General features: G+C 66.9%; 24 protein-coding genes and 1 pseudogene. 17 read left to right on the top strand and 8 right to left on the bottom strand.

The window, feature by feature from the left end; all coding sequences use genetic code 11:
- From R6V09_RS04910 to R6V09_RS04875, 8 genes and pseudogenes are all read left to right on the top strand, one after another.
- A pseudogene (locus R6V09_RS04910) lies at positions 1 to 1244 on the top strand (nitrate- and nitrite sensing domain-containing protein); the annotation flags it as partial.
- A gap of 9 nt (positions 1245 to 1253) precedes the next feature.
- Positions 1254 to 1667, top strand: a complete 414-nt coding sequence (locus R6V09_RS04905; protein ID WP_005479910.1) for a roadblock/LC7 domain-containing protein — start codon at positions 1254 to 1256, stop codon at positions 1665 to 1667.
- A gap of 111 nt (positions 1668 to 1778) precedes the next feature.
- The gene (locus tag R6V09_RS04900) at positions 1779 to 2177 is read left to right on the top strand and encodes a DUF742 domain-containing protein (protein WP_019058642.1); all 399 of its coding nucleotides are present in this window, start codon (positions 1779 to 1781) and stop codon (positions 2175 to 2177) included.
- Positions 2158 to 2733, top strand: a complete 576-nt coding sequence (locus R6V09_RS04895) for a GTP-binding protein (protein ID WP_006375318.1) — start codon at positions 2158 to 2160, stop codon at positions 2731 to 2733. Before R6V09_RS04900 ends, R6V09_RS04895 begins: the two co-directional genes overlap by 20 nt.
- Before the next feature lie 402 nt (positions 2734 to 3135).
- Positions 3136 to 6444: a nitrate- and nitrite sensing domain-containing protein gene (locus R6V09_RS04890; protein ID WP_317880089.1), complete on the top strand. Its 3309-nt coding sequence runs from the start codon at positions 3136 to 3138 to the stop codon at positions 6442 to 6444.
- A gap of 10 nt (positions 6445 to 6454) precedes the next feature.
- The gene (locus R6V09_RS04885; RefSeq protein WP_005479603.1) at positions 6455 to 6868 is read left to right on the top strand and encodes a roadblock/LC7 domain-containing protein; all 414 of its coding nucleotides are present in this window, start codon (positions 6455 to 6457) and stop codon (positions 6866 to 6868) included.
- A 94-nt stretch (positions 6869 to 6962) separates the two neighbouring features.
- Positions 6963 to 7535: a DUF742 domain-containing protein gene (locus tag R6V09_RS04880; protein ID WP_317880088.1), complete on the top strand. Its 573-nt coding sequence runs from the start codon at positions 6963 to 6965 to the stop codon at positions 7533 to 7535.
- Entirely contained in the window at positions 7516 to 8097 is a 582-nt protein-coding gene (locus R6V09_RS04875) for a GTP-binding protein (protein ID WP_009314218.1), read from the top strand. Before R6V09_RS04880 ends, R6V09_RS04875 begins: the two co-directional genes overlap by 20 nt.
- Before the next feature lie 75 nt (positions 8098 to 8172).
- On the opposite strand, the gene R6V09_RS04870 is transcribed toward R6V09_RS04875, so the two are convergent.
- Both R6V09_RS04870 and R6V09_RS04865 read right to left on the bottom strand, forming a co-directional pair.
- Positions 8173 to 9078: a DUF3800 domain-containing protein gene (locus R6V09_RS04870; protein WP_317880087.1), complete on the bottom strand. Its 906-nt coding sequence runs from the start codon at positions 9076 to 9078 to the stop codon at positions 8173 to 8175.
- Positions 9079 to 9284: 206 nt separating this feature from the next.
- The gene (locus R6V09_RS04865) at positions 9285 to 9617 is read right to left on the bottom strand and encodes a hypothetical protein (RefSeq protein ID WP_317880086.1); all 333 of its coding nucleotides are present in this window, start codon (positions 9615 to 9617) and stop codon (positions 9285 to 9287) included.
- Positions 9618 to 9767: 150 nt separating this feature from the next.
- Between R6V09_RS04865 and R6V09_RS04860 the strand changes: the two genes are divergently transcribed.
- From R6V09_RS04860 to R6V09_RS04830, 7 genes are all read left to right on the top strand, one after another.
- On the top strand, positions 9768 to 10622 hold the full coding sequence (locus R6V09_RS04860) for a helix-turn-helix domain-containing protein (protein ID WP_317880085.1): 855 nt from the start codon (positions 9768 to 9770) through the stop codon (positions 10620 to 10622).
- A 3-nt stretch (positions 10623 to 10625) separates the two neighbouring features.
- Positions 10626 to 10838 (top strand): DUF397 domain-containing protein, encoded by a 213-nt coding sequence (locus R6V09_RS04855; protein ID WP_317880084.1) that lies wholly within the window; start codon positions 10626 to 10628, stop codon positions 10836 to 10838.
- A 115-nt stretch (positions 10839 to 10953) separates the two neighbouring features.
- Positions 10954 to 11577: a DUF433 domain-containing protein gene (locus tag R6V09_RS04850; protein WP_317880083.1), complete on the top strand. Its 624-nt coding sequence runs from the start codon at positions 10954 to 10956 to the stop codon at positions 11575 to 11577.
- Positions 11577 to 12014 carry a hypothetical protein gene (locus R6V09_RS04845; RefSeq protein ID WP_317880082.1) on the top strand — a complete coding sequence of 146 codons (438 nt, stop codon included), beginning with the start codon at positions 11577 to 11579 and terminating at the stop codon, positions 12012 to 12014. Before R6V09_RS04850 ends, R6V09_RS04845 begins: the two co-directional genes overlap by 1 nt.
- Positions 12015 to 12141: 127 nt before the next feature.
- On the top strand, positions 12142 to 13662 hold the full coding sequence (locus R6V09_RS04840) for a type I restriction-modification system subunit M (protein ID WP_317880081.1): 1521 nt from the start codon (positions 12142 to 12144) through the stop codon (positions 13660 to 13662).
- Positions 13659 to 14900 carry a restriction endonuclease subunit S gene (locus R6V09_RS04835; protein ID WP_317880080.1) on the top strand — a complete coding sequence of 414 codons (1242 nt, stop codon included), beginning with the start codon at positions 13659 to 13661 and terminating at the stop codon, positions 14898 to 14900. The genes R6V09_RS04840 and R6V09_RS04835 overlap by 4 nt, the downstream gene beginning before the upstream one ends.
- A gap of 168 nt (positions 14901 to 15068) precedes the next feature.
- Positions 15069 to 18677 (top strand): DEAD/DEAH box helicase family protein, encoded by a 3609-nt coding sequence (locus tag R6V09_RS04830; protein WP_317880079.1) that lies wholly within the window; start codon positions 15069 to 15071, stop codon positions 18675 to 18677.
- Positions 18678 to 18764: 87 nt separating this feature from the next.
- Here R6V09_RS04830 and R6V09_RS04825 read toward each other — a convergent pair whose 3' ends face one another.
- Positions 18765 to 18959 (bottom strand): acyl-CoA carboxylase subunit epsilon, encoded by a 195-nt coding sequence (locus tag R6V09_RS04825; RefSeq protein ID WP_317880078.1) that lies wholly within the window; start codon positions 18957 to 18959, stop codon positions 18765 to 18767.
- 57 nt (positions 18960 to 19016) lie between these two features.
- Positions 19017 to 20600, bottom strand: a complete 1584-nt coding sequence (locus R6V09_RS04820; RefSeq protein WP_317880077.1) for an acyl-CoA carboxylase subunit beta — start codon at positions 20598 to 20600, stop codon at positions 19017 to 19019.
- A gap of 390 nt (positions 20601 to 20990) precedes the next feature.
- On the opposite strand from R6V09_RS04820, the gene R6V09_RS04815 reads away from it, so the two are divergent.
- Positions 20991 to 21599: a YceI family protein gene (locus tag R6V09_RS04815; protein WP_317880076.1), complete on the top strand. Its 609-nt coding sequence runs from the start codon at positions 20991 to 20993 to the stop codon at positions 21597 to 21599.
- Here R6V09_RS04815 and R6V09_RS04810 read toward each other — a convergent pair.
- Together R6V09_RS04810 and R6V09_RS04805 are read right to left on the bottom strand one after the other, a co-directional pair.
- Positions 21586 to 22656, bottom strand: a complete 1071-nt coding sequence (locus tag R6V09_RS04810; RefSeq protein WP_317880075.1) for a DNA glycosylase AlkZ-like family protein — start codon at positions 22654 to 22656, stop codon at positions 21586 to 21588. The genes R6V09_RS04815 and R6V09_RS04810 overlap by 14 nt on opposite strands.
- Positions 22649 to 23425, bottom strand: coding sequence for an AraC family transcriptional regulator (locus R6V09_RS04805; RefSeq protein ID WP_317880074.1), 777 nt, complete (start codon positions 23423 to 23425; stop codon positions 22649 to 22651). Before R6V09_RS04805 ends, R6V09_RS04810 begins: the two co-directional genes overlap by 8 nt.
- Before the next feature lie 54 nt (positions 23426 to 23479).
- Between R6V09_RS04805 and R6V09_RS04800 the strand changes: the two genes are divergently transcribed.
- On the top strand, positions 23480 to 24661 hold the full coding sequence (locus R6V09_RS04800) for an MFS transporter (RefSeq protein WP_317880073.1): 1182 nt from the start codon (positions 23480 to 23482) through the stop codon (positions 24659 to 24661).
- 49 nt (positions 24662 to 24710) lie between these two features.
- Here the strand turns inward: R6V09_RS04800 and R6V09_RS04795 are convergent, their stop codons facing one another.
- Together R6V09_RS04795 and R6V09_RS04790 are read right to left on the bottom strand one after the other, a co-directional pair.
- Positions 24711 to 25889: a hypothetical protein gene (locus R6V09_RS04795; protein WP_317880072.1), complete on the bottom strand. Its 1179-nt coding sequence runs from the start codon at positions 25887 to 25889 to the stop codon at positions 24711 to 24713.
- Between the two features lie 111 nt (positions 25890 to 26000).
- Complete coding sequence (locus tag R6V09_RS04790) at positions 26001 to 26303, bottom strand: DUF1048 domain-containing protein (protein WP_317880071.1); 303 nt, start codon at positions 26301 to 26303, stop codon at positions 26001 to 26003.
- Between the last annotated feature and the right edge of the window lies 1 nt (position 26304).

Raw genomic sequence — 26304 nt, 5'->3', positions numbered from 1 at the left:
TCGGCAACAACCAGCGCCCCAGCTGGAGCGACGAGAACGCGCAGCCCCCGCTGGGCCGCGGCAACCTCGACGCCCCGCGCGGTCACGACGAGCGGGACACCGAGCAGACCTCCCGGATGCCGCGCATCGACGACCGTCAGGGCCCCGGCACGACGGAGATGCCGGCGATCCCCCGCCTCGACGCGCAGGACAGCAGGCAGTTCCCGCGCCCGGGCACCAGTGGACCGCAGAACACGGGCTCGTTCCCGCGTCCGGGTACCGCCGGACCGCAGGACACCGGCTCGTTCCCGCGCCCCGGTGCGGGCGGACCGCAGGACACGGGTTCCTTCCCCCGGCCGAACGCCAACGGGTCCCAGAACACGGGCCAGTTGCCGCGTCCGGGCGCCAACGGGGCACCGGCCAACGGCCAGTTCCCGCGGCAGGACTTCGACACCCCGCGCCCCGCCTCCAACTCCCAGCAGAACGGCGGCCAGTTCGTCCGCTCGGATGTCTTCGGAGCCCCGAACAGCCCGGCCAACAACCCGTCCAACCCGGCCAACACGGGACAGTTCGCCGTCCCGCAGGCCTACGACGGCAGCTCCACCGGCCAGTTCGCCACACCCGGTTTTGACAACGGGTCCACCGGTCAGCACAATCTGCCGGGCCGTCAGAACCCCGGGAACACCGGGCAGTTCGACCGTCCGCAGGTCAACGGGAACCGCAACGGCGCCGACTTCGGCACCGCGCGTCCGCCCGCCCCGCAGCGTCCCACCCGCCAGGAGCCCGAGGCGTTGCCGCCTGCCACGGGTCCCGGTGACGGCAGGACGCCGCTGTACGACACGCTGGAGACCAACTGGTTCCACGGCCAGCAGGCGGAAGCGCAGAGCCAGAGCAACGGCTCCGCACCCGCCCCGCAGCCGCAGGCACCGCAGGCTCCGGCGACACCCCCTCAGCGTCCTACGGGCGGTACCTGGCGCAGCTCGCCGAACGACGATCTCGTTCGGCAGGCAGAGCGCGTACGGCAACCGGCCGCGGGCGGCGTCACCACCTCCGGCCTGCCGCGCCGGGTGCCCAGGGCGAACCTCGTCCCGGGCACGGCTCAGCAGCAACAGCACCAAACCGGTCCGCAGGTCTCGCGTGCGCCTGATGACGTACGCGGCCGGCTGACCAATCTCCGTCGGGGCATCGCACAGGGTCGACAGGCCGGTACGGGTACCGGCCAGACCGGCAGCTTCCCCAGCCCCACTCACCAGCAGGAGCGTTAGTTGAGCCAGATGAGCCAGGCGGCACAGAACCTCAACTGGTTGATAACCAACTTCGTGGACAACACCCCCGGTGTGTCCCATACCGTCGTCGTGTCTGCCGACGGACTCCTTCTGGCCATGTCGGAAGGCTTCCCGCGCGACCGCGCCGACCAACTCGCGGCCGTGGCATCCGGGCTGACCTCGCTGACGGCCGGGGCTTCCCGGATCTTCGAGGGCGGCGACGTGGCACAGACCGTCGTGGAGATGGAGCGAGGGTTCCTCTTCCTCATGTCCGTCTCGGACGGCTCGTCCCTGGCGGTGCTCGCGCACCCCGAGTGCGACATCGGCCTCGTCGGGTACGAGATGGCACTGCTCGTCGACCGTGCAGGGGCGGTCCTCACGCCGGACCTGCGCGCCGAACTCCAGGGCAGTCTGCTTCACTGACCGGCCCCGGCACCACCCGTCTCACCAAATCACCGTCCGGCCGCCACAATCCCCCCACCGGCCCTGTCAGACGGCTAGCCCGACCGACTTGCTGTCCCGCCCGGAGGATTCATGACCCCGCCCACCGCCTCTCATGATCCGTACGCCGAGCCGTACGGGGACGAGGGCGACCAGCCGCTGGTACGTCCTTACGCGATGACCGGCGGCCGGACCCGGCCGCGCTATCAGCTCGCCATCGAGGCGCTGATCAGCACCACGGCCGACCCGGCAGCGCTGATGGGACTGCTCCCTGAGCACCAGCGCATCTGCCACCTGTGCCGTGAGGTCAAGTCGGTCGCGGAGGTGTCGGCACTCCTCGCCATGCCCCTCGGTGTGGCGCGGATCCTCGTCGCGGACCTCGCCGAGGCCGGACTGGTGGCCATCCACCAGCCGGGCGGCGACGAGAACAACGGCGGCGCTCCGGACGTGACGCTGCTCGAAAGGGTGCTCAGTGGACTTCGCAAGCTCTGACGGAGGGCGGGCGACCACCTCCGCGAAGATCGTGGTGGCGGGTGGCTTCGGCGTCGGCAAGACCACGTTCGTGGGTGCCGTCTCGGAGATCAACCCGCTGCGCACGGAGGCCGTCATGACGTCCGCGTCCGCGGGCATCGACGACCTCACCCACACCGGGGACAAGACCACCACCACGGTGGCCATGGACTTCGGCCGTATCACCCTGGACCAGGACCTGATCCTGTACCTCTTCGGTACGCCGGGTCAGGACCGCTTCTGGTTCATGTGGGACGACCTGGTGCGCGGCGCGATCGGCGCCGTCGTCCTGGTGGACACCCGCCGTCTCGCCGACTGCTTCCCGGCGGTCGACTACTTCGAGAACAGCGGGCTGCCCTTCGTCATCGCCCTCAACGGTTTCGACGGCCACCAGCCGTACAACCCGGAGGAGGTGCGCGAGGCCCTGCAGATCGGGCCGGACGCGCCGATCATCACGACGGACGCCCGGCATCGCTCGGACGCGAAGAGTGCGCTGATCACGCTGGTCGAGCACGCGCTCATGGCCCGGCTGCGCTAGCTGTTCGGCGGGCCTCTGCATGCAGTTCTCAAGTCGGCAGCGCCATACGGCAGTTGTCGTAGACACCCCGGAGCCGGCTGTGGCCTTTGACACGGTCGGCCCCGGTGTTCATAACGTTTCGGCAGAGGAATCGGGTGGTATCGCAACGCGTCGCGGTCACCCGGTGCCACTGCGCTAACAAAGCCCCGCCTTTTGGCGGGGCTCGCTCTTTATGACCGTTTTATCTGGGGCTTACATCACTCGGAATCCGCCGTTCCGACTGTTTGGAATCGCGCAGGCTGACGTGCTGGAATGCCTGAACTGCCCAATAGTCAACGACGTACTGATAGTCAGAGCTCGTTGACGGGCCTGAGACACTGCGGCACGAGGATAGGTGCCGACCGCCGGAAGGTTGTTGGTCGAGTGAGGCGAAGCAAGAACGGTCCCGAGCCGTCGGCCCGGGGCAACTTCACCCCGCCGCCGCGCGGAGCGGCGCCCGCCCCTGTGCCAGGCTCGGAGCCCTCGGCACCACCCCCTCCCAGCGGAGGCCGTTTCTCGCCCCGCAACTGGCGGGTGCCGACCCGGCTGAACGCGATCCTGCTCATACCCGTGGGCGTCGGCCTGATCATGGGCGGCTTCCAGGTCAAGAGCTCGATCGACACCTGGCAGGACGCGCGGGACGCGGCGAACACGGCCCGCCTGATACAGACGGCCCTGGCCTACAGCAACGCGATCACCGTCGAGCGCGACACGAGCGCCGCTCCGCTGCTGAAGGGCAACGGCGAGAAGGACCCGACTGTCGTCGCGGTCCGCAAGGCCACCGACCAGGCCGCCGACGCCTTCGACGCAGCAGCGCAGAAGATGCCGGACCGGCCGGGGCTGGAGCGCCGTCTGGCCCGCTTCCGCAAGGTCGAGCCGACGCTGCAGTCGATCCGGGCCGCCGCCTACACCTCCAAGCTGAAGGGCGTGCAGACCGAGGAGAGCTACGTCAACCTGGAGCACCCGCTCCTGGAGTTCTCCAACGAGCTCGGCCTCGGCACCGGCAACATCACCAGCTACGGCCGCTCCGTCTACGCCATCGCACTCGCCAAGGGCGCGCTCTCCCTGGAGCGCTCCATCGGCACGCACCTGCTGGTCAAGCCCGGCCCCGACCAGGCCAGCTTCGCCACTCAGCGCACCGCCCTCACCTCGTACGCCTACCTGGAGGGCATCGCCATCCAGGAGTACCAGGCGGGCGGCACCGACGAGGACCTCGCGAAGCTGAACACGGCCGAGGCGAAGATCAAGACCGACGGCGCGGCCATGGTCCAGCAGGCCAAGGCCCAGAACCCGAAGTACGTGGCTCCGCCGTCCAACCCGGTCGCCATGGTCACGGCCATGTCGCAGCTGCAGACCACCGACGCCTCGGCGCGCGGCGCCCTCGCCGAGCAGGGCATCACCGCGGAGAACTGGTGGGCGGTCACCACCCTCAAGTACAACGCGTACAACAAGCTTGAGACGGACAAGGCCGACACCGCGGTGAGCGAGGCCTCCGTCATCTCCGACAACGCCAAGCGCGACGCCATCATCACCGGTGCCGCCGTCGTCGTCGCCCTGCTCCTCGCCTTCATCCTGGCCGGCGCGGTCGCCCGCCAGATGAGCCGCGCGATGCGCCAGCTGCGCAACGCCGCCTTCGGTATCGCCGAGCAGCGCCTGCCGATGCTGGTCGACCAGCTCTCCCGCACCGACCCCGGCCGCGTCGACACCCGCGTCCAGCCGATCCCCATCACCACGACGGACGAGATCGGCGAAGTCGCCAGAGCCTTCGACCAGGTCCACCGCGAGGCCGTACGACTCGCCGCCGAGCAGGCCCTCCTGCGGGGCAACATCAACGCGATCTTCACCAACCTCTCGCGCCGCAACCAGTCGCTGATCGAGGGCCAACTGACCCTGATCACCGACCTGGAGAACAACGAGGCCGACCCGGACCAGCTGGAGAACCTCTTCCGCCTGGACCACCTCGCGACCCGTATGCGCCGCAACGGCGAGAACCTCCTCGTGCTCGCCGGCGAGGAGCCCGGCCGCCGCTGGGACCAGCCGGTCCCGCTGGTCGACGTGTTGCGCGCCGCCTCCTCCGAGGTGGAGCAGTACGAGCGCATCGAGCTGTCGGGTGTCCCGGAGGCCGAGATCCACGGCCGCGCCGTGACCGACCTCGTGCACCTGCTGGCCGAGCTGCTGGAGAACGCGACGACGTTCTCCTCCCCCCAGACCAAGGTCCGCGTGACCGCGACCCGTCTCCCCGACGGCCGCGTCATGATCGAGATCCACGACAAGGGCATCGGCCTCACCGCCGAGGACTTCGCGGACATCAACCACAAGCTGGCCAACCCGCCGACCGTGGACGTCGCGATCTCCCAGCGCATGGGCCTGTTCGTGGTCGGCCGGCTGTCCGACCGGCACGGCATCCGCGTCCAGCTCCGCCCCTCGGGCGAGCAGGCCGGTACGACCTCGCTGGTCATGCTGCCCGACGCGATCACCCACGGTGGCGGTGGCGAACAGCAGCTGCAGCGCGACGAGTTCACCGTCTCGCAGATCATGCCGGAGCAGCCGCAGTACCAGGGCGAGGACTTCAACCACACCCCGATACGCACGGCCGCCGAGCTCGGCTTCGACGACACCCGCTATCCCGAGGTGCCGGACGACATCCGTGAGCTCGACCCGGTCGGCCGCTCGCTGATGCGCGAGGAGCGCCGGGCGGCCCTGGAGTCCCAGAAGCCGGGCCAGGAGCTTGAGCCGGGCGCCTACCCGGAGTTCGCCGAGTTCGAGGAACCGCAGCAGCAGCCGTACGCCGAGAACGGGCAGCAGGGGTACCAGGAGCAGCCGACGGCGTACAACGGGCAGCCGACGTACGAGGACCAGCAGCAGACGTCGTACGACGAGCCGGTCCAGCCCGCGTACGACGAGCAGTACTTCGCGCCGAACGGCAACGGCACGCAGAACGACACCTTCGCCGACTCCTTCGCCTCCAACGGCGGTTACCCGGAGCCCGGGTATGCGGAGCCGGTGCGGGAGGAGCACGCGTCGGCGCACTCCGTGGCCCCGGAGACGTATCCGGGCTTCGAAGAGCCGTCCTACCAGGACGACTGGCCGCAGCAGGACGGTTACCGCAACGGTTATCCGGACCAGTACGCTCCGGAACCGGAACCTTCGCAGGCCGCTGACGTGAGTGAGCGGGATCACGTAGGCTTCGACCGTCCGGGACCGGCCCCCTCGGCTGTCCACGCGCTGACCGACGCCGGGCTGCCGCGCCGCGGTTCGGCCGCGGCGAAGGGCACCAATGGTTCGCAGCCCGCGCACCAGGAGTCTGTGGCCTCCGCCCCGGAGAGCAAGACCAACATCTTCGGTACGGCGAACGGCACCGCGAACGGAAACGGCAGCGCCAACGGCAGCACCGGGACCGTGGACTGGCGCTCGGCGAACGACGAGCGGTGGCAGCAGGCCTCGGCGCTGAAGAAGCCGAAGGCCGGCGGGGTCACCTCCTCCGGTCTGCCGAGGCGGGTGCCCAAGGCCAACCTGGTCGAGGGCACCGCCGAGAGCACCCCTCAGGGCGGCCCCCAGGTCTCCCGCGCTCCCGAGGACATCCGGGGCAGGCTCAGCAACCTGCGCCGCGGGGTCCAGCGGGGACGCAACGAAGGAAGCGAAACGAACGGTCGGGGCTTCGGCTCCGACAGCACCTACAACCAGGAGCGTTAGTGTGAGCCCGATGAGCCAGGCGGCGCAGAACCTGAACTGGTTGATCACCAACTTCGTGGACAACACCCCCGGTGTGTCCCACACGGTGGTGGTCTCCGCCGACGGACTCCTTCTGGCGATGTCCGAAGGCTTCCCGCGTGACCGTGCCGACCAGCTGGCGGCGGTCGCGTCGGGTCTGACCTCACTGACCGCCGGTGCCTCGCGCATCTTCGAGGGCGGCAGCGTGAACCAGACGGTTGTGGAGATGGAGCGGGGATTCCTCTTCATCATGTCCGTGTCCGACGGTTCGTCGCTCGCGGTACTCGCACACCCGGAGGCGGACATCGGCCTCATTGGGTACGAGATGGCACTTCTGGTGGACCGTGCGGGCACGGTCCTGACCCCGGACCTTCGAGCAGAGCTCCAGGGGAGCCTTCTCAACTAACAGACGGACGGTGCGTTTTGGCGTCCCGAGGCCATAAGGTTTCGGGACGCGGCTCCACATTGATGGGTGCCCGGCACAGTCGGAGGAGGAGAAAGTGGCAACACCCCCAGGCGGTTCGTCTTCGGGCAACTGGTCGTACGGCCCCGGGCAGGGGCAGGGCGACGGTTCCCAGAACCGGTACAACTTCCCCTCCTCGCCGTCCCCGCGTCAGCCGCAGTACCCGCAGGGCCCCGGCCCGTCGCCGTACGACCAGCCGCCGGCGCCGCGCATCCAGCCCGTGCAGCCGCATCGGCGCTCGCCCGAGGCGGCGCCCGCAGGGTCGTCGAGCAATCCCCTGGTGCGTCCGTACGCCATGACCGGTGGCCGGACCCGCCCCCGCTACCAGCTCGCCATCGAGGCGCTGGTGCACACCACCGCGCAGCCGCACCAGATGCAGGGCCAGTTGCCCGAGCATCAGCGGATCTGCAACCTCTGCCGGGAGATCAAGTCGGTGGCCGAGATCTCGGCCCTCCTGACGATCCCTCTCGGTGTGGCCAGGATCCTCGTCGCCGACTTGGCGGAGGCGGGCCTGGTCGCCATTCATCAGCCCGGCGGCGACGAGAACGCCGGCGGCCAGCCAGATGTGACACTGCTCGAAAGGGTGCTCAGTGGACTTCGCAAGCTCTAGCGGAGGGCCTTCCCGCTCAACCACCTCGGCGAAGATCGTGGTGGCGGGTGGCTTCGGCGTGGGCAAGACCACGTTCGTCGGGGCCGTCTCGGAGATCAACCCGCTGCGTACCGAGGCTGTGATGACGTCCGCGTCCGCGGGCATCGACGACCTCACCCACACCGGAGACAAGACGACCACCACGGTCGCCATGGACTTCGGACGCATCACCCTGGACCAGGACCTGATCCTGTACCTGTTCGGCACGCCCGGTCAGGACCGCTTCTGGTTCATGTGGGACGACCTGGTGCGCGGCGCGATCGGCGCGATCGTGCTCGTGGACACCCGCCGCCTCGCCGACTGCTTCCCCGCGGTCGACTACTTCGAGAACTCGGGTCTCCCCTTCGTCATCGCCCTCAACGGCTTCGACGGCCAGCAGCCGTACAACCCGGACGAGGTCCGCGAGGCCCTGCAGATCGGCCCGGACACCCCGATCATCACGACGGACGCCCGCCACCGCGCGGACGCCAAGTCGGCTCTGATCACGCTGGTCGAGCACGCGCTGATGGCGCGCCTGCGGTAGCCGGGCCTGCCCGTGCATCAGAAGGGGGCGGCAGCCATTCACCGGCTGCCGCCCCCTTCTGCGTCCGTGTCCCTGTCACGGCAGAAGTGGCACACCATCCCCCGCAGTGCCCGCCTGCGCAGGAATGAGCGGCAAAGCTGCCGCTTTGTTCGGTCCGAACATGAGGCTGGACGACTGTCGCGTCCGCCGGTCGGACACCACGATCCCACCTCGCCATTTACGGCCCGCGTCCTGGTACCGGAACTGGAGCTTCTTCAGGCGGGCCCCGAACTGCTCCCGCAGCGGTTGGTAGGCGTCATCGCAGTGCACATTCCACGTCACGTCATTCATGTATGTGTGGCAGGCGATCGGGAAGAGGAGCGACGAGACGACCAGATCCGCGACTTGGAGGAGCGTGTGGGTATCGCTGTGCCCGAAGACGGGCGATTCGATGACACCCCGCAGGCTGTCACCACCCGTGCGGTACTTGCGTGTCGTCACGCAGTGCACGTTGGGAGCGTTCTTCACCTTCGTGCGGCTGTCGAGCACCATCATGCCGCGCGAGTGTTCATGAGCAAGCTGCGCCTGGAAGGTCTCGGTGAGTGATCCGACAGAGGCTGGATAGACCCCGGACTCGTCGAAGGCCAACCCTTCCTCCTTCACCCACACACGGGCGAGCAGCTTGGCGTCATGCCGTTCCAGCATGTCGAGCACGGAGGCCAACAACTCCATTGCCGCGCGCCGCCATTGATGGTTCCCGGCCCGGAGATTCTTCCGTACGTCCGAGCCCTTGATCTCGTGCTGGATCACCTCGGACAGCTGCTCGGCCTTGTGTAACTGTGGCCGGTAGTGCTTCTTCACCTCAAGGAAGTCCCAGGTGAAGGCCTTCAGTTGGGAGCGAGGAACGGTGAAGCCTCCGACGACAAGCACGGGGGGCGCGTCGGGCCGGGCAGGATCGAGCGTCTGCCCGTTCCCCGCCTCGTCGATGTAGCAGAGATGCACCGAACCGAACCTCCCCGAAACACATCTGTGGCCGCCCCCGAAGGGGCGGCCACAGGGTCTGCGCAGTCATATGCGCGATATTTTGTGTGCTGCCCCGCATCGTGCCAATGCTGCGGTGGCCTGGTCAAGCTGGACGTCACCGTGGGTTGGTATCAGTCACCCTTCGTGGCTCGAACTGTGCGCTCGGATCGCCCCTGCCCCGCACTTCACGCAAGAAGGCCGCCCATGTCCGACTCGGTCTGCGGCCACACGAGGCTGCCTACGCTGCCCGGGCGCATGGAGATGAGCTGCGCGGCCCGTTCGGGGTTCCGCAGCGACATACGGAACCCGCCGTCCCAGGCGGCGACTTGGGCGCTCCCGTCCTCGTGGGCGAGACCCCAGGCTGCGACCCGGGCGTCGCGGTCACCGTCCTCGGTGGCGTACTCCTCGACTACCGCGAAGAGGCGGGGAGCGGTGGCGTTGACGAGCGCGTGGATCTCGTCGCAGAAGGAATGTGGCGGCTCGGGGAGCGAGGAGGAGTTCGACGCTACGGTGACCATGCGAGTCTCCTGTCTGCGAAGGGAGTTGCCCCTCCGGCTGAACTTCAGGCTAGAGTTTTACTGGGATACATGCCAGCACTTGATTGATTTACATCCCTATACCCCTCGTGTGGGTGACGGCACGCACCCCCGCGCGACAGGAGGGACGCGATGGCCCGTAGCAAACTTCCGCCGACAGTGAGACAGCGGCGCCTGGGTGCCGAGCTGCGCAGAATGCGCGAGCATTCCGACCTGTCAGCGACCCGGGCTGGAGGACTGTTCGGCGCCAACCAGTCGCGCATCAGCAGCATCGAGGCCGGCATCTATGCAGTGAGCGCGGACCGCGTAAGAGCTCTGGCCCGGCTGTACGCATGTACCGACGAACAACTCATCGAGTCCCTGGTCGAGATGACAGGTGGTCGTACGCGGGGCTGGTGGGAGGAATACCGGGAGATCCTGCCCTCCGATGCCCTGGACCTTGCCGAGCTTGAACACCACGCAAGGACCTTGAGGGTGGCATCAGTGATCCACGTCCCCGGGCTCCTCCAGACCCGGGACCACGCCCGGGTTGTCATTGGTGACGTGGTTCCCGCGATGGCACCGTTCGAGGTCGAGCACCGGGTGTCGCACCGCCTCAAACGGCAGGCAGTTGTCTACGGAGAGGCAGCCACCCCGCTCTCGGCGATCATCCACGAGGCTGCTCTGCGAATGAGGTTTGGAGGACGGGACGTGGTCCGCTCACAGCTCCAGTACCTGTTGGACCGCGGCGAGGAGTCCCACATCGATGTGCTGGTCATCCCGTTCGAGGCGGGCACGTTCCCCGGAGCCGGTCATGGAATCGTCCAGTTCGGTGGCTCGATCCCGAAGCTGGACACGATTCAGCTGGACACGGATCATGGCTCCGTCTTCATCGACAGCGAGGCCCAAGTAGCCAAGTACCACGCGGTCCTCAACCGCATGGAGGCCTGCGCGCTGAAGCCGTCGCAGTCCCGAGAATTGATCCTCGCCATCATGCGCGAGGCGTGAGAGATGGATGGCGAAGTGAGCGAGCCGACCTGGCAAAAGTCGTCCTACAGTGGGGAGGCGGCGAACTGCGTGAACGTCGCCGCCATGCCTGACGACACCCTCCACCTGCGCGAGAGCGACGACCCTGACCGAATACTGGCCGTGAACCGAGAAGGACTCTCCGCGCTGCTGACGGCCGTCAAATCCGACCGCCTGTCGGCAATAGCGCTCACCTGACCTCGCCCACACCTTCTGGTCCGTGTGGTTGCACTGAGGTGTAGGTCGGTAAGGTCCGCACAAGGATCACGCATGTGACGGGGAAGAGGTAATCACGATGGCGTACTCCACGCACATGGCTGCGGCGCTTTCCGGCGCCACCGTGAGCCAGCTCAGATCGTGGCGGATCAACCGCAGCGCCAAGGGGCAGTTCCTGATGCCCGAACTGGGCACGCGCCCCCGCGCCGCGTACTCCTTCCGTGACGTACTGGCTCTGCGCACCTGCGTACGACTGCGGCAGGACTTCTCCCTTCAGAAGATCCGCACGGCAATCGGCACGCTCCGGGGCCTGGGAGAGACGGCCCACCTGGCGTCCTATCAACTGGTCACGGACGGCTCCAGCATCGTCCTGTACGACGACGAACACCCGACCGACCTCCTGGACCGTCCGGGGCAGCGCGTGGTGGCAACCCTGACCGACATCCTTGAGCCCTTCGCTCCCCGGCCTGGCGTAGTGGTGCCACACCTGCTACACCCGGCGACGTACGTTGCCGTAGATCCGGCCAACCAGGGGGGCCATCCGGTGATCACAGGTACCCGCGTGCCGTACGAAGCGGTGGCGGAGCTCCTCGAAGACGGTGTCCCGCTGGAACGAATCCCGGACTACTACCCGGCGGTGACGGTGGAGGCTGCCCGTGACGCGGCCGAGTTCGCACGCTACGTCGACAGCTACCTCCCGAGCGGAAGCCGCGCCTCCTGATGCGCCTTCTCGTCGACGAGAACACAGCGGTGCAGCTCCTGGTCCCTCTTCGATACGTGCTGCCCCAGCACCAGGTCGACCACGTGACCGAAGTGAAGTGGTCGGGCAAGAAAGATGTTCAGCTCCTCTTGGACGCAGCCCGCAAGGGATACGACGTCCTGTTGACGAAGGACGGACGCCAGCTCGAAGATCCTGACGAGACGGACTCGATCAAGAAGGCCGGTATCCATCACATCCGGTACTCGCAGAAGGAAAGCGGTGTCGGCGGGCTGGCGCTGGCCGTAGGGGCGATCATCGCCGCCATGCCTTTCGTCATGAGAGAACTTGACGCCGCCGACGGCCAACGACTCGTTCACATTCGCGGCTTGAGCCCGGTACCGGGCCAACGCTTCGAATCGATGAACCCCCGCCAGAACCCACCACGTTACTGGCGTTGACCGGAGCGTCGTTGTTTGAGCGCCAGGGCCGTACGGTGACGGTATGGGTGGTGCCGAATCGGACCGAAGCAGTTCGGGACCTTCGACGTGGACACTCGGGTTACCACTGAGCCGTAGGATCGCCCATGTGATTACGGGCGAAGTGAAGAGCAAGGTGGGACGTGTCTGGGACGCGTTCTGGTCCGGTGGCATCTCCAACCCGCTGGAGGTGATGGAGCAGATCACGTACCTGCTCTTCATCAAGCGGCTGGACGAGATCCAGACCCGCAAGGACCGTAAAGCAACATCAACAGGGACACCTGATCCGGAGCCCTTCTTCTCGGACGACCAACAGGACCTGCGTTGGCAGAACTTCAAGGCCAAGGACCCCGAGATCATGTACGAGCTCGTGGACAGGGGCGTCTTCCCCTATCTGCGCGCCATGGGCGGCGACGACTCGACCTACTCCCATCACATGCGGGACGCCCGCTTCACGATCCCGGGTCCCAACCTCCTCACCAAGGTCGTCGACCTGCTGGACGACATCTCGATGGACTCCAGCGACACCAAGGGCGACATCTACGAGTACCTGCTCGCGAAGATCGCGAGCGCCGGCCAGAACGGTCAGTTCCGCACTCCGCGCCACATCATCGACCTCATGGTCGAAATGACCCAGCCGGGACCGCGCGACGAGATCTGCGACCCGGCGTGCGGTACGGCGGGGTTCCTGGTGCAGGCAGCGTCGTACGTCTCACGGGTGCACCGCGAGGCACTGCTCGGTGTGGAGCAGCGCAAGCACTTCAACGAGTCGATGTTCCACGGCTTCGACTTCGACTCCACGATGCTCCGCATCGGCTCGATGAACATGCTGCTGCACGGCATCGAGAACCCGGACATCCGCTACCGCGACTCACTCGCCGAGAGCGCGGCGGGCGAGGCCGAGCGCTACTCGCTGATCCTCGCGAACCCGCCCTTCGCGGGCAGCCTCGACTACGAGTCCACGGCGGTCGACCTCCAGCGCATCGTCAAGACGAAGAAGACCGAACTCCTCTTCCTGGCCCTGTTCTTGAGGCTCCTCAAGCCCGGTGGCCGAGCGGCCGTCATCGTCCCGGACGGCGTGCTGTTCGGCTCGACGAAGGCACACAAGGAGCTACGCCGGATGCTGGTGGAGGAACAGCAGCTCCAGGCAGTGGTCAAGCTCCCGAGCGGCGTCTTCAAGCCTTACGCCGGGGTCTCCACGGCGATTCTGTTCTTCACGCGGACAGACTCGGGCGGCACGGACCACGTCTGGTTCTACGACGTGGCGGCGGACGGCCTGAGCCTGGACGACAAGCGCAACCCCCTCCTGCCGGAGGACCGCCTGGGCGTCCGCCCGCAGGGCGACCCGCTGTCAGCGGACGAACTCCTGAAGAACAACCTCCCGGACGTCCTGGAGCGCTGGCAGGAGCGAGACGGCACGGAGCGCGACCGCGCCCGTACCGAACAGAGCTTCTCCGTCCCGAAGGCCGACATCGCGGCACAGGGCTACGACCTTTCCCTGAACAGGTACAAGGAGATCGTCCACGAGGAGATTCAGACAAGGACTCCTTTGGAAATCCTGACGGACTTGGAGCGCCTGAACGAGGAGATCGCTAAGGGCGCGGAAGAGCTGAAGGGGATGCTGGCGTGAGCATCGACTCTGTCCAGCTTGGGGATATTGCCTCCTTCATTCGGGGCATCACGTTTAAGCCAGGCGATGTAGTTGCTCCAGGAACCCCTGGGGCCATCCAGTGCATGCGCACTAAAAACGTCCAAGCGAATCTTGATCTGTCTGACGTCTGGGCCGTGGATGAAAGATTCGTCAAGCGGCCTGAGCAGATCCTCGAAGCGGGAGACCTGCTAATTTCTAGCGCGAATAGCTGGAATCTTGTTGGCAAATGTTCCTGGATTCCAGAATTGGACGCCCCGTCCACATTTGGCGGATTTGTCACCGCATTGCGAGGGGATTCAGAAGTCGTCGACCGGCGCTACCTCTATCACTGGTTTTCTCGACGAGACACACAAGCGGCAATGCGTAGCTTCAGCAGACAGACTACGAACATCGCCAATCTCGACATCAAGCGATGCTTGGAACTCTCGTTCCCCCTCCCCCCCCTCCCAGAGCAGAAGCGCATCGCCGCCGTCCTTGACCAGGTGGACACCCTCCGCGCCAAGCGTCGCGAGGCCATCACCCTCCTCGACAACCTCACCCAGTCCGTCTTCCTCAGCATGTTCGAGGGAGTAGGAGAAGGCTGGATCGACACAACGGTAGGCGATCTCGCAGCGCCGGGGGAATCCTCCATCCGGACTGGCCCATTTGGCAGCCAGTTGCTCCATGAGGAATTCACAGAATCGGGAATCCCGGTCTTGGGTATCGATAACGCAGTCCAGAACAAATTCCAGTGGGGGAAGCGCCGTTACATTTCCGAAGAAAAGTATCTTCAGCTTTCACGCTACACCGTACACCCCGGCGATCTCTTGATCACCATCATGGGGACGTGCGGTAGATGTGCAGTAGTCCCGCAAGACATTCCTAAATCAATTAACACAAAGCATCTGTGCTGCATCACTCTTGACCAGAAAAATTGCCTCCCAGAATTCTTGCACGCCTACTTCTTGATGCACGTCGATAGTCAAGATTACCTCACAAAGAACACGAAGGGGGCTGTCATGGGTGGGCTAAATATGGGTCTAATCAAAACACTACCGGTAAGGCTTCCGCCTATGGAGATTCAGAGGTCCTACGTTATGCGAGTCAGGGCAGTGAGCGCGCTGCAGGATCATCACCGCACCCATCTCGCCGTCCTCGACGAACTTTTCGCTTCCCTACAACAGCGTGCCTTCTCCGGGACCCTCTGGGATCATGGCGGCGAGGCTGACGTGGCGTAAGCCGCCGCACGTCTCACCCAGTACACGCCGCCCGCGCGGCCGGGGCAGGAGAGCCCGGCCCGCAGACGGTCGCGCCGTAGGAGACGGAACCAATACGTCGGCGGCGTACGGGGCTCGGACGACCCACCCCGTACGCCCGCACCACAGGGGAAGGGGCGTCGCACCGTCATGGGTAGCGACCAGAACAGCGACGATCAGGGCCAGGGGCAGGATCAGGGCCAGGCCGACCACGACAAGCAGGCCCGAGACAAGGCTGCCGCGCAGAACGCCGGCCACGCCGCCGCCGGGAACTTCGCCTTCCTGCGCGCCGAGTGGCCCGCCCTCTACGACGAAGCGACGCGCGCCGAGCGGTTGATCCACGTCGACCCCCGCACCGCGTGTTTCTACGCCCGCCGTGCGATCGAGATCGCCGCCCGCTGGATGTACGACACGGACAGCAGCCTGCATGAGCCGTACAAGAAGGACCTCGTGGCGATGCTTCACGAGGCGACCTTCCGTCAGCTCGTCGGGCCGACGGTCAACGCCAAGATGGACCTTGTCCGTCGTCACGGCAACAACGCCGTACACAAGACTGCTCCGGTCCCAAGGCCCGTCGCCGAGGCCAGCGTCAAGGAACTGTTCCACTCCCTCTACTGGTTCGCCCGGACCTACACCCGCCAGCCCGCTCAACTGCCGCCCGCCGGCATCGAGTTCGACACAAGCGCCGTACCACGTCCACTCTCGCCGCAAGCCCGAATACTGAAGCAAGCCGAGCTCAAGGCGAAGGAGGCCGAGGACGAGGCTCGCTTCAAGGAGCAGGCCGAGCAGCTCGCGGCGGAGCGCGCGCAGAACGCGGACCTTGCCCGTCGGCTCGACGAGCTCAAGGCGCAGGTCACGGCAGCCAAGGCGGCAAACCAGTCCGTCCAGGACACTCATGACTACGACGAGAAGGCGACCCGCGACGCCTTCATCGATCTGCTTCTGAAAGAAGCGGGCTGGGATCTACTCTCCCCCGGCAAGGACACCGAGTACCCCGTCATGGGCATGCCCACCAAGTCCGGTAAGGGGTACGTCGATTACGTGCTCTGGGGCGACGACGGCAAGCCCCTCGCTGTCGTCGAGGCCAAGCGGACGCGGCGCGACCCCCGTGACGGTCAGCAGCAGGCGAAGCTGTACGCCGACGCACTCCAGGCCCAGTTCAACCGCCGCCCGGTGATCTTCTACACCAACGGCTATGAGACGTACCTCTGGGACGACGCCGCGTGGGGTGGAGACCGAGGCTACCCACCCCGCCAGGTCCAGGGGTTCTTCACCAAGGACGAGCTGCACTGGCACATCCGGCAACGCGCGGGACGCCTCTCCCTGGCGGCCACACCGGTGAACGAACGGATCGCCGGCCGTCCGTACCAGCTGCGCGCGATCCAGCGGGTGGGAGAGACCTTCGAGCGAGACCAGGGCCGTCAGGCGCTGCTCGTCATGGCGACCGGCACCGGCAAGACCCGAACGACCGTGGCCCTGGTCGATCAGTTGATGAAAGCCGGGTGGGCCCAGCGGGTGCTGTTCCTGGCCGACAGGCAAGCCTTGGTCAACCAGGCGAAGAAGGCGTTCACGGAGAACCTGCCGAACACCCCGTCAGCGAGCCTTCTCGATGACAGAGCCGCCTCGGCCCGAGTCCTGCTTTCCACCTACCAGACGATGATGAAACAGATCGATGTCACCAACGGGGCGGGGCGTCGCCGCTTCGGCCCCGGGTACTTCGACCTGATCGTCATCGACGAAGCTCACCGGTCCGTGTACGCCAAGTACGGCGAGCTGTTCCGCTATTTCGACTCCCTGCTGCTCGGCCTGACCGCCACACCCAAAGACGACATCGACCACAACACGTACAAGCTCTTCGCGATGGAGGACGGGGTTCCAACCGACTCCTACGGCCTCCAAGAGGCTGCCGCAGAAGGCTACTTGGTGCTTCCGAGGGCGGTGAAAGTGCCGCTCAAATTCATGGAACACGGCATTCGATACGCCGACCTCTCGGAGGAGGAGAAGGCCGAGTGGGATGCCAAGGAATGGACTGAGGACGGTGACGTCCCGGAGGCGGTGGGCCGCCATGACATGAACAAGTACCTGTTCAATGACGACACCGTGGACAAGATGCTGGAGACGCTCATGGTGTTCGGTCATCGCGTCGAGGGCGGTGACCGGCTCGGGAAGACCATCATCTTCGCGAAGAACGACGATCATGCCCGCTTCATCGAGTTGCGGTACAACGTCAACTACCCGAAGGGGGGCGGCCGAACGGCGCGCGTCATCACGTACAAGGAGACATACGCCCAGTCCCTCATCGACGACTTCTCCAACCCCAAGAACCCGCCGAACGCCCCCGACATCGCCATCTCCGTCGACATGCTGGACACCGGCATCGACGTACCCGAGGTGGTGAACCTGGTCTTCGCCAAGCCGGTCTTCTCCAAGACGAAGTTCTGGCAGATGCTCGGCCGCGGCACGCGGCTACGCCCCGCTCTCTATGGGCCCGACCCGGAGAACCTCGACCACAACAAGCAGGACTTCTTCGTCTTCGACTTCTGCGGCAACGTCGACTTCTTCAACAGCCAGATGGACCGGTCGGAGGGGCGCAAGGCCGCCACCCTCACCGAGCAGCTCCTCCAGCGTCAGCTCGACCTCGTGCGGGTCCTGGACAAGCGACAGCAGCCCGACCCGTCCCGCGACGCCGGTCCTGATGGGATTGGCACCGAAGCCGAGATCCGTTGGTCGCTCGCCCACCGGCTGCACCAGACCGTCACGGGCATGAACCTGGACAACTTCCTGGTCCGTCCGCACCGCCGGGATATCGAGGTGTTCGGCGAGTTCGGCAACTGGCATCGGGTGGACGACGACGCGGACGCCGCGATCCGTGACCATCTGCTCGGCCTGCCCAGCGAATTCCGTCTCGACGGCGATGAGACCGGCGAGGAAGCCAAGCGCTTCGACCTGATGGCGTACGGGCTCCAACTCGCCGCGCTCGAAGGCGGCAAGGAGTTCGCCAGACTGCGGACGAAGATCCAGGACATCGGGTCCAATCTGCTCACCAAGACCAACATCCCAGCGGTCGGCGAGCAGGCCGAGCTTCTGGAAGCGGTGGCGGGCGAGGAGTGGTGGCACGACATCACTCTCCCGCTCCTTGAAGACATGCGGCGCCGCCTGCGTCGGCTGGCGCGTCTCACCGATCCCAAGGTCAAGCGGAACGTCGTCTACACCGATTTCATCGACGAGTTCGGCGATTTCACCGAGACCGAGATCCAGGGAATGCCCCAAGGGACGGACGAGCACCGCTTCAGGCAGCGGGCCCGCGCCTATCTCCTGCGCCACGAGGACCAGCCGGTGATACACAAGCTGCGTACCAACGAGCAGATCACCGAATCCGACCTCGCGGCCCTGGAGGAGGTCTTCCTTTCGGAAGCCATCGCCTCCCCGGAGGATCTGGACGAGGTACGGTCCTCGGGTGGGCTCGGGCTGTTCGTACGCGGGTTGTGCGGGCTGGATCGACAGGCCGCGCAAAAGGCCTTCGAAGGATTCGTCACAGGCAAGCAACTCAGCGCCCGCCAGCTCGACTTCCTGACCTTGATCGTCGACACCGTGACCAAGCGCGGAATCCTCGGCCTGGGAGATCTCTACGAGGACTCGTTCGCCGATCTCTCCCCCGGTGGTCCGGATGATCTGTTCACGGGTGAGGAGCTCGAAAGCTTGAAGGTCATCTTCAAAGAGCTGGAGCGAACGGCCAAGCCTGCCGCCCTGGCTGCCTGAGCGGTACCCGAGACAGCATTCGCCGGACGGCCTCCTCGCGGAGTTCGTCCGGCGATTGAGCGAGCAGACGCTCAGTGGCTCAGTGGCTCAGTGCCAACTATGCGGCGCCCTGAACCCGCCCTCGCGCTCCAACCGGCGCCAGCCGGCCTTGCGGTGGGCTGCTGAGTGGGCCGGGGCATCGGCAGGGGCAGCCGCCGCGCGAGCCAGCAGGATGGCCGTGATGGCGGCGACTTCCTCGGGCTCGGCGTGGCCCTTCTCGACACGAATGTCAGGCGTGGTCATAGGTCTCAGTCTCCGTGAGAGAGGTTTCCGCTGGGGTGGCGCGGAGGGTCCGCTGGGTTACTGCGGGGGGTTGCCGTGCTTGCGCGAGGGCAGGTCGGCGTGCTTGGTGTGCAGCATCGCGAGCGACTTGATGAGTACGTCCCGCGTCTCGGCCGGGTCGATGACGTCGTCGACGAGTCCGCGCTCAGCCGCGTAGTACGGGTGCATCAGCTCGGACTTGTACTCCTTGACCATGCGCGTCCGCATCGCCTCGGGGTCCTCGGCGTCGGCGATCTGGCGGCGGAAGATGACGTTGGCGGCACCTTCGGCGCCCATCACGGCGATCTCGTTGGTGGGCCAGGCGTAGGTGAGGTCGGCGCCGATGGACTGGCTGTCCATGACGATGTAGGCACCTCCGTACGCCTTGCGCAGGATGAGCGAAATCCTCGGCACGGTGGCGTTGCAGTACGCGTAGAGCAGCTTCGCTCCGTGCCGGATGATTCCGCCGTGCTCCTGGTCGACGCCGGGAAGGAATCCCGGAACGTCCAGGAACGTAACGATCGGAATGTTAAAAGCGTCACACATCTGGACAAAGCGCGCAGCTTTTTCGCTGGCCTCGATGTCCAGGACGCCCGCGAGGGTCTGCGGCTGGTTGGCGACGATGCCGACGACCTGGCCGTCGAGGCGGGCCAGCGCGCAGATGATGTTGCGGGCCCAGCGCTCGTGGATCTCCAGGTAGTCGCCGTCGTCGACGATCTCCTCGATGACCTTGGCCATGTCGTACGGCCGGTTGCCGTCGGCCGGGACCAGGTCCAGCAGGATGTCCGAGCGGCGGTCGGCGGCGTCGGAGGACTCGGCGCGGGGCGGGTTCTCGCGGTTGTTCTGCGGGAGCATCGACAGGAGGTAGCGCACCTCGGCGAGGCAGGTCTCCTCGTCGTCGTAGGCGAAGTGGGCCACGCCGCTCGTCTCGGCGTGCACGTCGGCGCCGCCCAGGCCGTTCTGGGTGATCTCCTCGCCCGTCACCGCCTTCACGACGTCCGGGCCGGTGATGAACATCTGGGACGTCTCGCGGACCATGAAGACGAAGTCCGTGAGGGCGGGACTGTAGGCCGCGCCGCCCGCGCACGGGCCGAGCATCACCGAGATCTGCGGGATCACCCCGCTCGCCTTGGTGTTGCGCTGGAAGATGCCGCCGTAGCCGGCGAGGGCGGAGACGCCCTCCTGGATACGGGCGCCCGCGCCGTCGTTCAGCGAGACGAGCGGGGCACCGGCCGCGATGGCCATGTCCATGATCTTGTGGATCTTCGTGGCGTGGGCCTCGCCCAGCGCGCCGCCGAAGATCCGGAAGTCGTGCGCGTAGACGAAGACCGTGCGGCCCTCGACCGTGCCCCAGCCGGTGATGACACCGTCGGTGTACGGCTTCTTGGCCTCCAGGCCGAAGCCGACGGCGCGGTGCCGGCGCAGCTGCTCGACCTCGCGGAAGGACCCGGGGTCAAGGAGCAGGTCGATGCGCTCCCGGCCGGTCAGCTTCCCCTTGGCGTGTTGCGCCTCGGTCGCCTTCTCGCTCGGGCCGGCCAGTGCCCGCGCACGGATCTCGTGCAGTTCGGCCACTCGCCCTCGCGCGTCCGTCGGCTCACCCGGCGCCTCATCCAAAACGGTCATGTACCGACCCTACGAAGCACACCAAGGATTGTGCGCCGTCGACTCTGCACAGTCTCCGGCCTGTTTTCCTGGTGCCACCGAACAGAACCCCACCGGCATGCAGCCGTTCCGACTGCTCAGGGGGCGCGCCCGTTGTAGGAGTCACACAAAGGCGTCAGCTGAGAGCCGCCTCACATTCACTTGGGGAGGATGCCATCCCCAGAGTGACCCCCGGCGCGATTCCCGCGTTGCCGACGCCGCCGGGAGAGCGTACTCGTAGTAGTTGACGCAACACCCTGCGGATGATGTTGAAAATTGAATGGAATAGGTCTACGGTCCTTCGTGTTGGCATCGTTGAACATTCAACAGCTTCATACCCGCAGCACTCCCGTCCCCCCTTAGGAGCACGTCATGGGCATCTTCGGCCGCAAGAGCGACGACACCGACACCACCTCGGCCCCCGCCGCCGTCAACCCCGACCTGGCCGCGCTGACCGGCGAGTACACCATCGACCCGTCGCACACCACGCTCGGCTTCGTCGCCCGCCACGCCATGGTCACCAACGTCAAGGGCCACTTCCTCGACTTCACCGGCACGCTGCACCTGGACGGTTCCGACCCGGCCAAGTCCACCGCGTCGCTCGACGTCAAGATGGACAGCATCACCACGGGCTCGGCGGACCGTGACGGTCACCTCAAGAGCGCGGACTTCTTCAAGACGGAGGAGTTCCCCACGATGACCTTCCGCTCCACCTCGGCCGAGGCCCTCGGCGGCGACGACTACCGCATCACCGGTGACCTGGAGATCCTCGGCACCACCAAGCCGCTCACCATCGACCTGGAGTTCAACGGCGCGGCGAAGGACCCGTTCGGCAACGAGCGTGTCGGCTTCGAGGGCAAGGCCGAGATCCTGCGCTCCGACTGGGGCCTCAGCTGGAACGCGGCCCTGGAGACCGGTGGCGTCCTCGTCTCCGACAAGATCAAGCTGAACTTCGACATCTCGGCGATCAAGGGCGCCTGAGGTCGAGCCACGCGGCCAGATCATCGATCTCGGCCTCCACGGCATCGGCGATGCTCCTGCTGAACTGCACGTCCTGATGGACGGCGTTCACCAGGAGCACGCCTGCCTTGCGGTCGGCGGTGGCGTCGAGCTTCCCGACGAGCTGATCGCCGTAGAGAATCGGCAGCGCGAAGTAGCCCCAGCGGCGCTTCTCGGCCGGCTTGTACATCTCCAACTGGTAGTCGTAGCCGAAGAGTTCGGTGGTGCGCTTCCGGTCGTGAATCAGCCGGTCGAAGGGCGACAGCAGTGCGGCCCGCCCGCTGAACGGCCGCTCCAGGTACGCCGGGTCGACCCGCCACTCCCCCTTCACCCCTGCTACGACGGCCGGTTCGCCGGCCTCGCCGACGACGGCTGGTTCGACCGGGAGCGCGGTGCCGGTGGCGCGGGCGATGCCGAGTGCGCGGAGCCGCCGTTCGTTCCGGAGACGGCGGGCTTCGGCGACGGGGACGGCGGGTTCGTCCGGGTAGACGCGGGACGCCAGGTCCCAGAGTCGCTCGCGTCCCGCCCTGCCCGCGATCGCGACCTCACCCCTCAGCACCATCAGCTCCAGGAGCTGGCTGACGTTGCGGTTGTGCGTCCAGCCGGACGACTGCCACGGCACCGCGCAGGTGTCGGGCAACTCCCTTGAGGTGAGCGGCCCTTGGCCGGTGAGCCGGTCGAGGATGTCGCGCCTGCACGCGTCGTTGGCCGCGACCCACTCCCTGTAGTGCTTGGTCTCCTTCTCCCATACGGCCATGTCGCCGCGGTAGAGCGCCAGGTCCTCGCTCGGGCGGATCATCGCCCGGAGTTCGAGGAGCGTGCGGTCCGTGAGCGCGGCGGTGAGTGCTTCCCGCGCGTACGACGAGCCGAGGCGGCTCCAGGCGACCAGGTCGGCGTTGGGTGCGATCGCGGCCGTGGGGTCGATCTGGAGCAGGGTCAACTGACGTACGACGGTGTGGAGTTCGGTGGGGCGGTTGGCGTCGAGGAGTTGTGCCTGGACGGCGATGCGGCGGGCTTCGGTACGGGTGAGTTCATGCATGACGCTGATGTGCTCCCGGGGTGTGGCCGAAGGTGCGGCGGAAGACGTCGATGAAGGCGCTGGCGGACGACCAGCCGCACTGATGGGCGACGGCCGTGACCGGGGTGTCCTCCGCGAGCAACACCAGGGCGCGGTACAGGCGCAGTTGGGTGCGCCACTGCGGGAAGGTCATGCCGAGGTCGGCCTTGAAGAGCCGGGAGAGCGTACGGTCGCTGGCGCCGACCTGTCTGCCGAGGGCGGCCAGGGTGCGGTCGTCGGCCGGGTCCGCGCTCAGGATCTCGCAGACTGCCCGTAGGAGAGGGGCAGTTGGGGTGGGCAGGTGCAGGGGCTGTTGGGGCGAGGCCCGCAACTGGTCGAGCAACACGGCGCGGAGGCGCGCGCGTTCGGGGCTGCCGTCGTCCGGGGTGGGAGGGTCGACGGTCTGCGTATCGGCGGTCTGCGTGTAGGCGAGGATCAACTCCCGTAGCAGGGGCCCGACTTCGAGGACGGTCGGCTGGTCGAGGCCCAGCGGGTTGTCGCTCGCGGGCAGACCGACCAGCCGCAGTTCGAGTTCGCCGTGGGCCTGGTGGGCGTGCACGGTGCCGGCCGGTACCCAGATGGCGCGGGTGCCCGGCGCGATCCACGAACCCGCGCTGGTCGTCACGGCCAGCACGCCTCGCCCCGCGTAGACGATCTGGTGGTCGTCGTGGCGGTGGGCGTCGATGGCGGCGCCAGGGGCCAGCCACTGGATGCGGGTCGGGGCCACCGGCTCGTGGCGGATTTCTGTCATTGGTTGGCAGTTTATCGGAAGCGCGACACAGCGCCCAGCGATGAGCATGGCGATATGTCAAGGAACAAAGCCATCGTTCTGCTGTCGGTCGGCCATGCCTGCGTGGACATCTACCAGGGTGCGGTCGCCGCGCTCATCCCGTTCTTCGTCGCCGAGCGCGCCTACAGCTATGCCGCGGTGTCGGGCATCGTGCTCGCCGCGTCCCTGCTCTCCTCGGTGGCGCAACCGGTGTTCGGTCTGCTCACCGACCGCTGGGCGATGCCGTGGATCCTGCCGCTGAGCACGGTTCTCGGCGGCCTCGGTATCGCACTCAGCGGTCTGAGCGGCTCCTACACACTCACGCTGGTGTTCGTGGCCGTGTCCGGTGTCGGGGTCGCCGCGTACCACCCCGAGTCCGCGCGCGTCGCCCGGCTCGTCAGCGGGGGCAGCCACAGCGCGATGGGCTGGTTCTCGGTCGGCGGCAACCTCGGCTTCGCCGCCGCGCCGCTCATGGTCAGCGGTGTCATCGCCACGGGCGGCCTGCGGCTGTCACCGCTGCTCATACTCCCCGCCCTCGCCGGCAGCGTGCTGTGCCTGCCGGTGCTGCGGGCGCTGGGGAAGCCGGAGGCGAACGCCGCCGACGGCACGCTCGCGGTGGGCACCGACGACAAGGCGTCGTTCGTACGGCTCTCGCTGTCCGTGGTCCTGCGGTCCATAGAGTTCATCGGTCTGAGCACCTTCATCTCGCTCTACGCCCAGCAGCGCATGGGAGGCGGTACGGCGGCCGGGACCCTGGCGCTGTTCGTGCTCTACCTCGGGGGCGCCCTGGGTTCCGTGGTGGGCGGCAGTCTCGCGGGCCGCTGGGACCGGGTGACAGTGGCCCGCTGGTCGTACGTGCTGACGATCCCGGCCATCGCGGGCACGGTGTTCGTCCCCGGGCCCGCGTTCTACGTGTTCGTGGCGCTGGCCTCGCTCGCCCTGTACGTCCCCTTCTCCCTGCATGTCACCCTCGGCCAGGACTACTTGCCCACTCGCGTCGGCACGGCCAGCGGGATCACGCTCGGGCTGACCGTCAGCATCGGGGGCATGGTCACGCCACTGATCGGGGCGATCGCCGACGCGACGTCCTTGCGGACGGCTCTGGCGCCGCTGATCGTGTTGCCCGCGTTGAGCTGGCTGTTGTTCCGGGGGCTGCCCGAACCGACGGTGCCGCGGCGGGTGTTGACGATGCGTCAGACGACCGGCGCGGCCACGTGAGCCAACCGCTCCAACTCCCGTGGTTCTCAAGGCATGTTGCTACGGCGGGTCAGACCCTCTCCCGCGTCCACGGCTGGCGCACCCGGCTGCCCGCGTCGGCACGGACCTTGCGCGCGTCATGGCCGACGTGCTTGTTCATCGCCGACCGCAGCCGGTGGTGGAAGGTGAATCCGGGAGCCGGTCCTACCTTCGCCCGCCGCTCCCGCACATCGGCCTTCGTGCACAGCAGGTTCCACACCCGGTCCGGGCACTCCCCGTGCCGCCAGAGGAAGTCGCAGTACGGGATGTGCGCGATCTCCAGGTTCAGCCAGCCGTCCTTCTTCAGCACGCCCTCCCACTCGGACAGGTGCAGCTTCAGATATCCGTGCCGCCGGCCGGACTTGTCGACGCTGGTGATGCCGAGCACGCGGACGAAGCCCGGGGTGTGCTCCAGCACGAGCACCGGACGCTCCTTGTAGTTGTTGTCGTCGTGGGTGAGTTCGGCCGTCCACACATCGCCCACGGCCGGCGGCCAGGACTTCACTCCGGGAGGTGCGGGGCGGGCCGGCGGCCCGGTCCTCAGCCAGGGCACCAGGCGGACGGCCGCGGCCACCGCGCAACCGGCGGACAGGCCCACCGTCGACCACCACAGGACGGCAAGCAGCAGCGCCCCCGCGGTGGCGTCGTCCGGGTCGGGGACGAGGGTGCCGCCTGTGTGGTCGATCCAGTACCCGGTCGCGACAGCCAGGAGCGCCTTCTGCAGCGCCGACCACAACAGGACCAGCGGGAAGTAGCCGTGGTCCACCGCCCGCATCAGACCCAGTACGGCGGCGGCCGTCGCGTAGACCACGGTCATCCCGGCCATGGGCTGCCTGCCGACCCCCGCGTCCAGGAGTGCCATGACGCCCGCCAGGACACAGCAGAGGCCCACCGCGCGTGCCGCGACCAGCAGGCGGCTCCCCTTGAGCCGGGCGGGCGCCACCATCCGGACCATCGGGCGGGCCACCAGGACGCACAGCACGAGCAACGCCACGCAGATCCAGGTGTTCCTGGTGCCGGTGAAGCCGACTCGGACCACCGGAAACACGAGCACCCACATCACCCACGAGCCGAACCCCACCGCGAACGGCGCCCCTCCCGAGTACTCGGGTGTCAGCCGCTTGGTCCTCAGCCGCGGCTGCTGCACCCCACCGATCAGCGGCGCGCTCAGACACACCAGAAGTACGGCCCCCGCCAGAAACGCCTGCACGTTTCCTCCCCCGTTCTCGACGCTGGGAGCAGCATGGGCAGGCGATCGGCGTGCCGTGCGTCGTTTCGCTCTTCCGCGCCAGCACGCCTTCCGGTCTGGTAGAAGCACGGGCTACAGAAGGGACTCCCGATAGATGTCCCCGTAGGTGCGCTGGTCCTTGATCAGGTCGTCGGCGAAGGCGGCGACGTCGGTGCCGATGAGTTCCAGGATTCCCTTGCCGTCCGCGGCGCCCTCCTCGAAGAAATCGACGATTCCTGGGAGCAGGGTCAGGTCGGGCAATTCGACCGGCCCGACCTTGAAGTAGTACTTCTGCATTTCCTTGTAGACGATCTGGTAGTCCGGCGGGAGCGCTTTGACCCGTGCCACGTGCGCCCGCCAGTGCTTCTTGCCCTCGATGATGTTCTGGATACTCACG

The organism is Streptomyces sp. W16, assembly GCF_033194735.1.
In the GTDB taxonomy this organism is placed as follows: domain Bacteria; phylum Actinomycetota; class Actinomycetes; order Streptomycetales; family Streptomycetaceae; genus Streptomyces.
Note: the sequence above shows the minus strand (reverse complement) of the source record. Positions and strands in the feature narration are given on the sequence as shown.

What these genes read in the sequence shown, in the direction of transcription:
- R6V09_RS04800 (WP_317880073.1), top strand. Translation starts at nt 23,480, where the DNA reads ATGTCAAGGAACAAAGCCATCGTTCTGCTGTCGGTCGGCCATGCCTGC.
- R6V09_RS04815 (WP_317880076.1), top strand. Translation starts at nt 20,991, where the DNA reads ATGGGCATCTTCGGCCGCAAGAGCGACGACACCGACACCACCTCGGCC.
- R6V09_RS04860 (WP_317880085.1), top strand. Translation starts at nt 9,768, where the DNA reads ATGGCCCGTAGCAAACTTCCGCCGACAGTGAGACAGCGGCGCCTGGGT.
- R6V09_RS04805 (WP_317880074.1), bottom strand. Translation starts at nt 23,425, where the DNA reads ATGACAGAAATCCGCCACGAGCCGGTGGCCCCGACCCGCATCCAGTGG.
- R6V09_RS04905 (WP_005479910.1), top strand. Translation starts at nt 1,254, where the DNA reads ATGAGCCAGGCGGCACAGAACCTCAACTGGTTGATAACCAACTTCGTG.
- R6V09_RS04850 (WP_317880083.1), top strand. Translation starts at nt 10,954, where the DNA reads ATGGCTGCGGCGCTTTCCGGCGCCACCGTGAGCCAGCTCAGATCGTGG.
- R6V09_RS04865 (WP_317880086.1), bottom strand. Translation starts at nt 9,617, where the DNA reads ATGGTCACCGTAGCGTCGAACTCCTCCTCGCTCCCCGAGCCGCCACAT.
- R6V09_RS04810 (WP_317880075.1), bottom strand. Translation starts at nt 22,656, where the DNA reads ATGCATGAACTCACCCGTACCGAAGCCCGCCGCATCGCCGTCCAGGCA.
- R6V09_RS04830 (WP_317880079.1), top strand. Translation starts at nt 15,069, where the DNA reads ATGGGTAGCGACCAGAACAGCGACGATCAGGGCCAGGGGCAGGATCAG.
- R6V09_RS04855 (WP_317880084.1), top strand. Translation starts at nt 10,626, where the DNA reads ATGGATGGCGAAGTGAGCGAGCCGACCTGGCAAAAGTCGTCCTACAGT.
- R6V09_RS04900 (WP_019058642.1), top strand. Translation starts at nt 1,779, where the DNA reads ATGACCCCGCCCACCGCCTCTCATGATCCGTACGCCGAGCCGTACGGG.
- R6V09_RS04820 (WP_317880077.1), bottom strand. Translation starts at nt 20,600, where the DNA reads ATGACCGTTTTGGATGAGGCGCCGGGTGAGCCGACGGACGCGCGAGGG.
- R6V09_RS04825 (WP_317880078.1), bottom strand. Translation starts at nt 18,959, where the DNA reads ATGACCACGCCTGACATTCGTGTCGAGAAGGGCCACGCCGAGCCCGAG.
- R6V09_RS04845 (WP_317880082.1), top strand. Translation starts at nt 11,577, where the DNA reads ATGCGCCTTCTCGTCGACGAGAACACAGCGGTGCAGCTCCTGGTCCCT.
- R6V09_RS04885 (WP_005479603.1), top strand. Translation starts at nt 6,455, where the DNA reads ATGAGCCAGGCGGCGCAGAACCTGAACTGGTTGATCACCAACTTCGTG.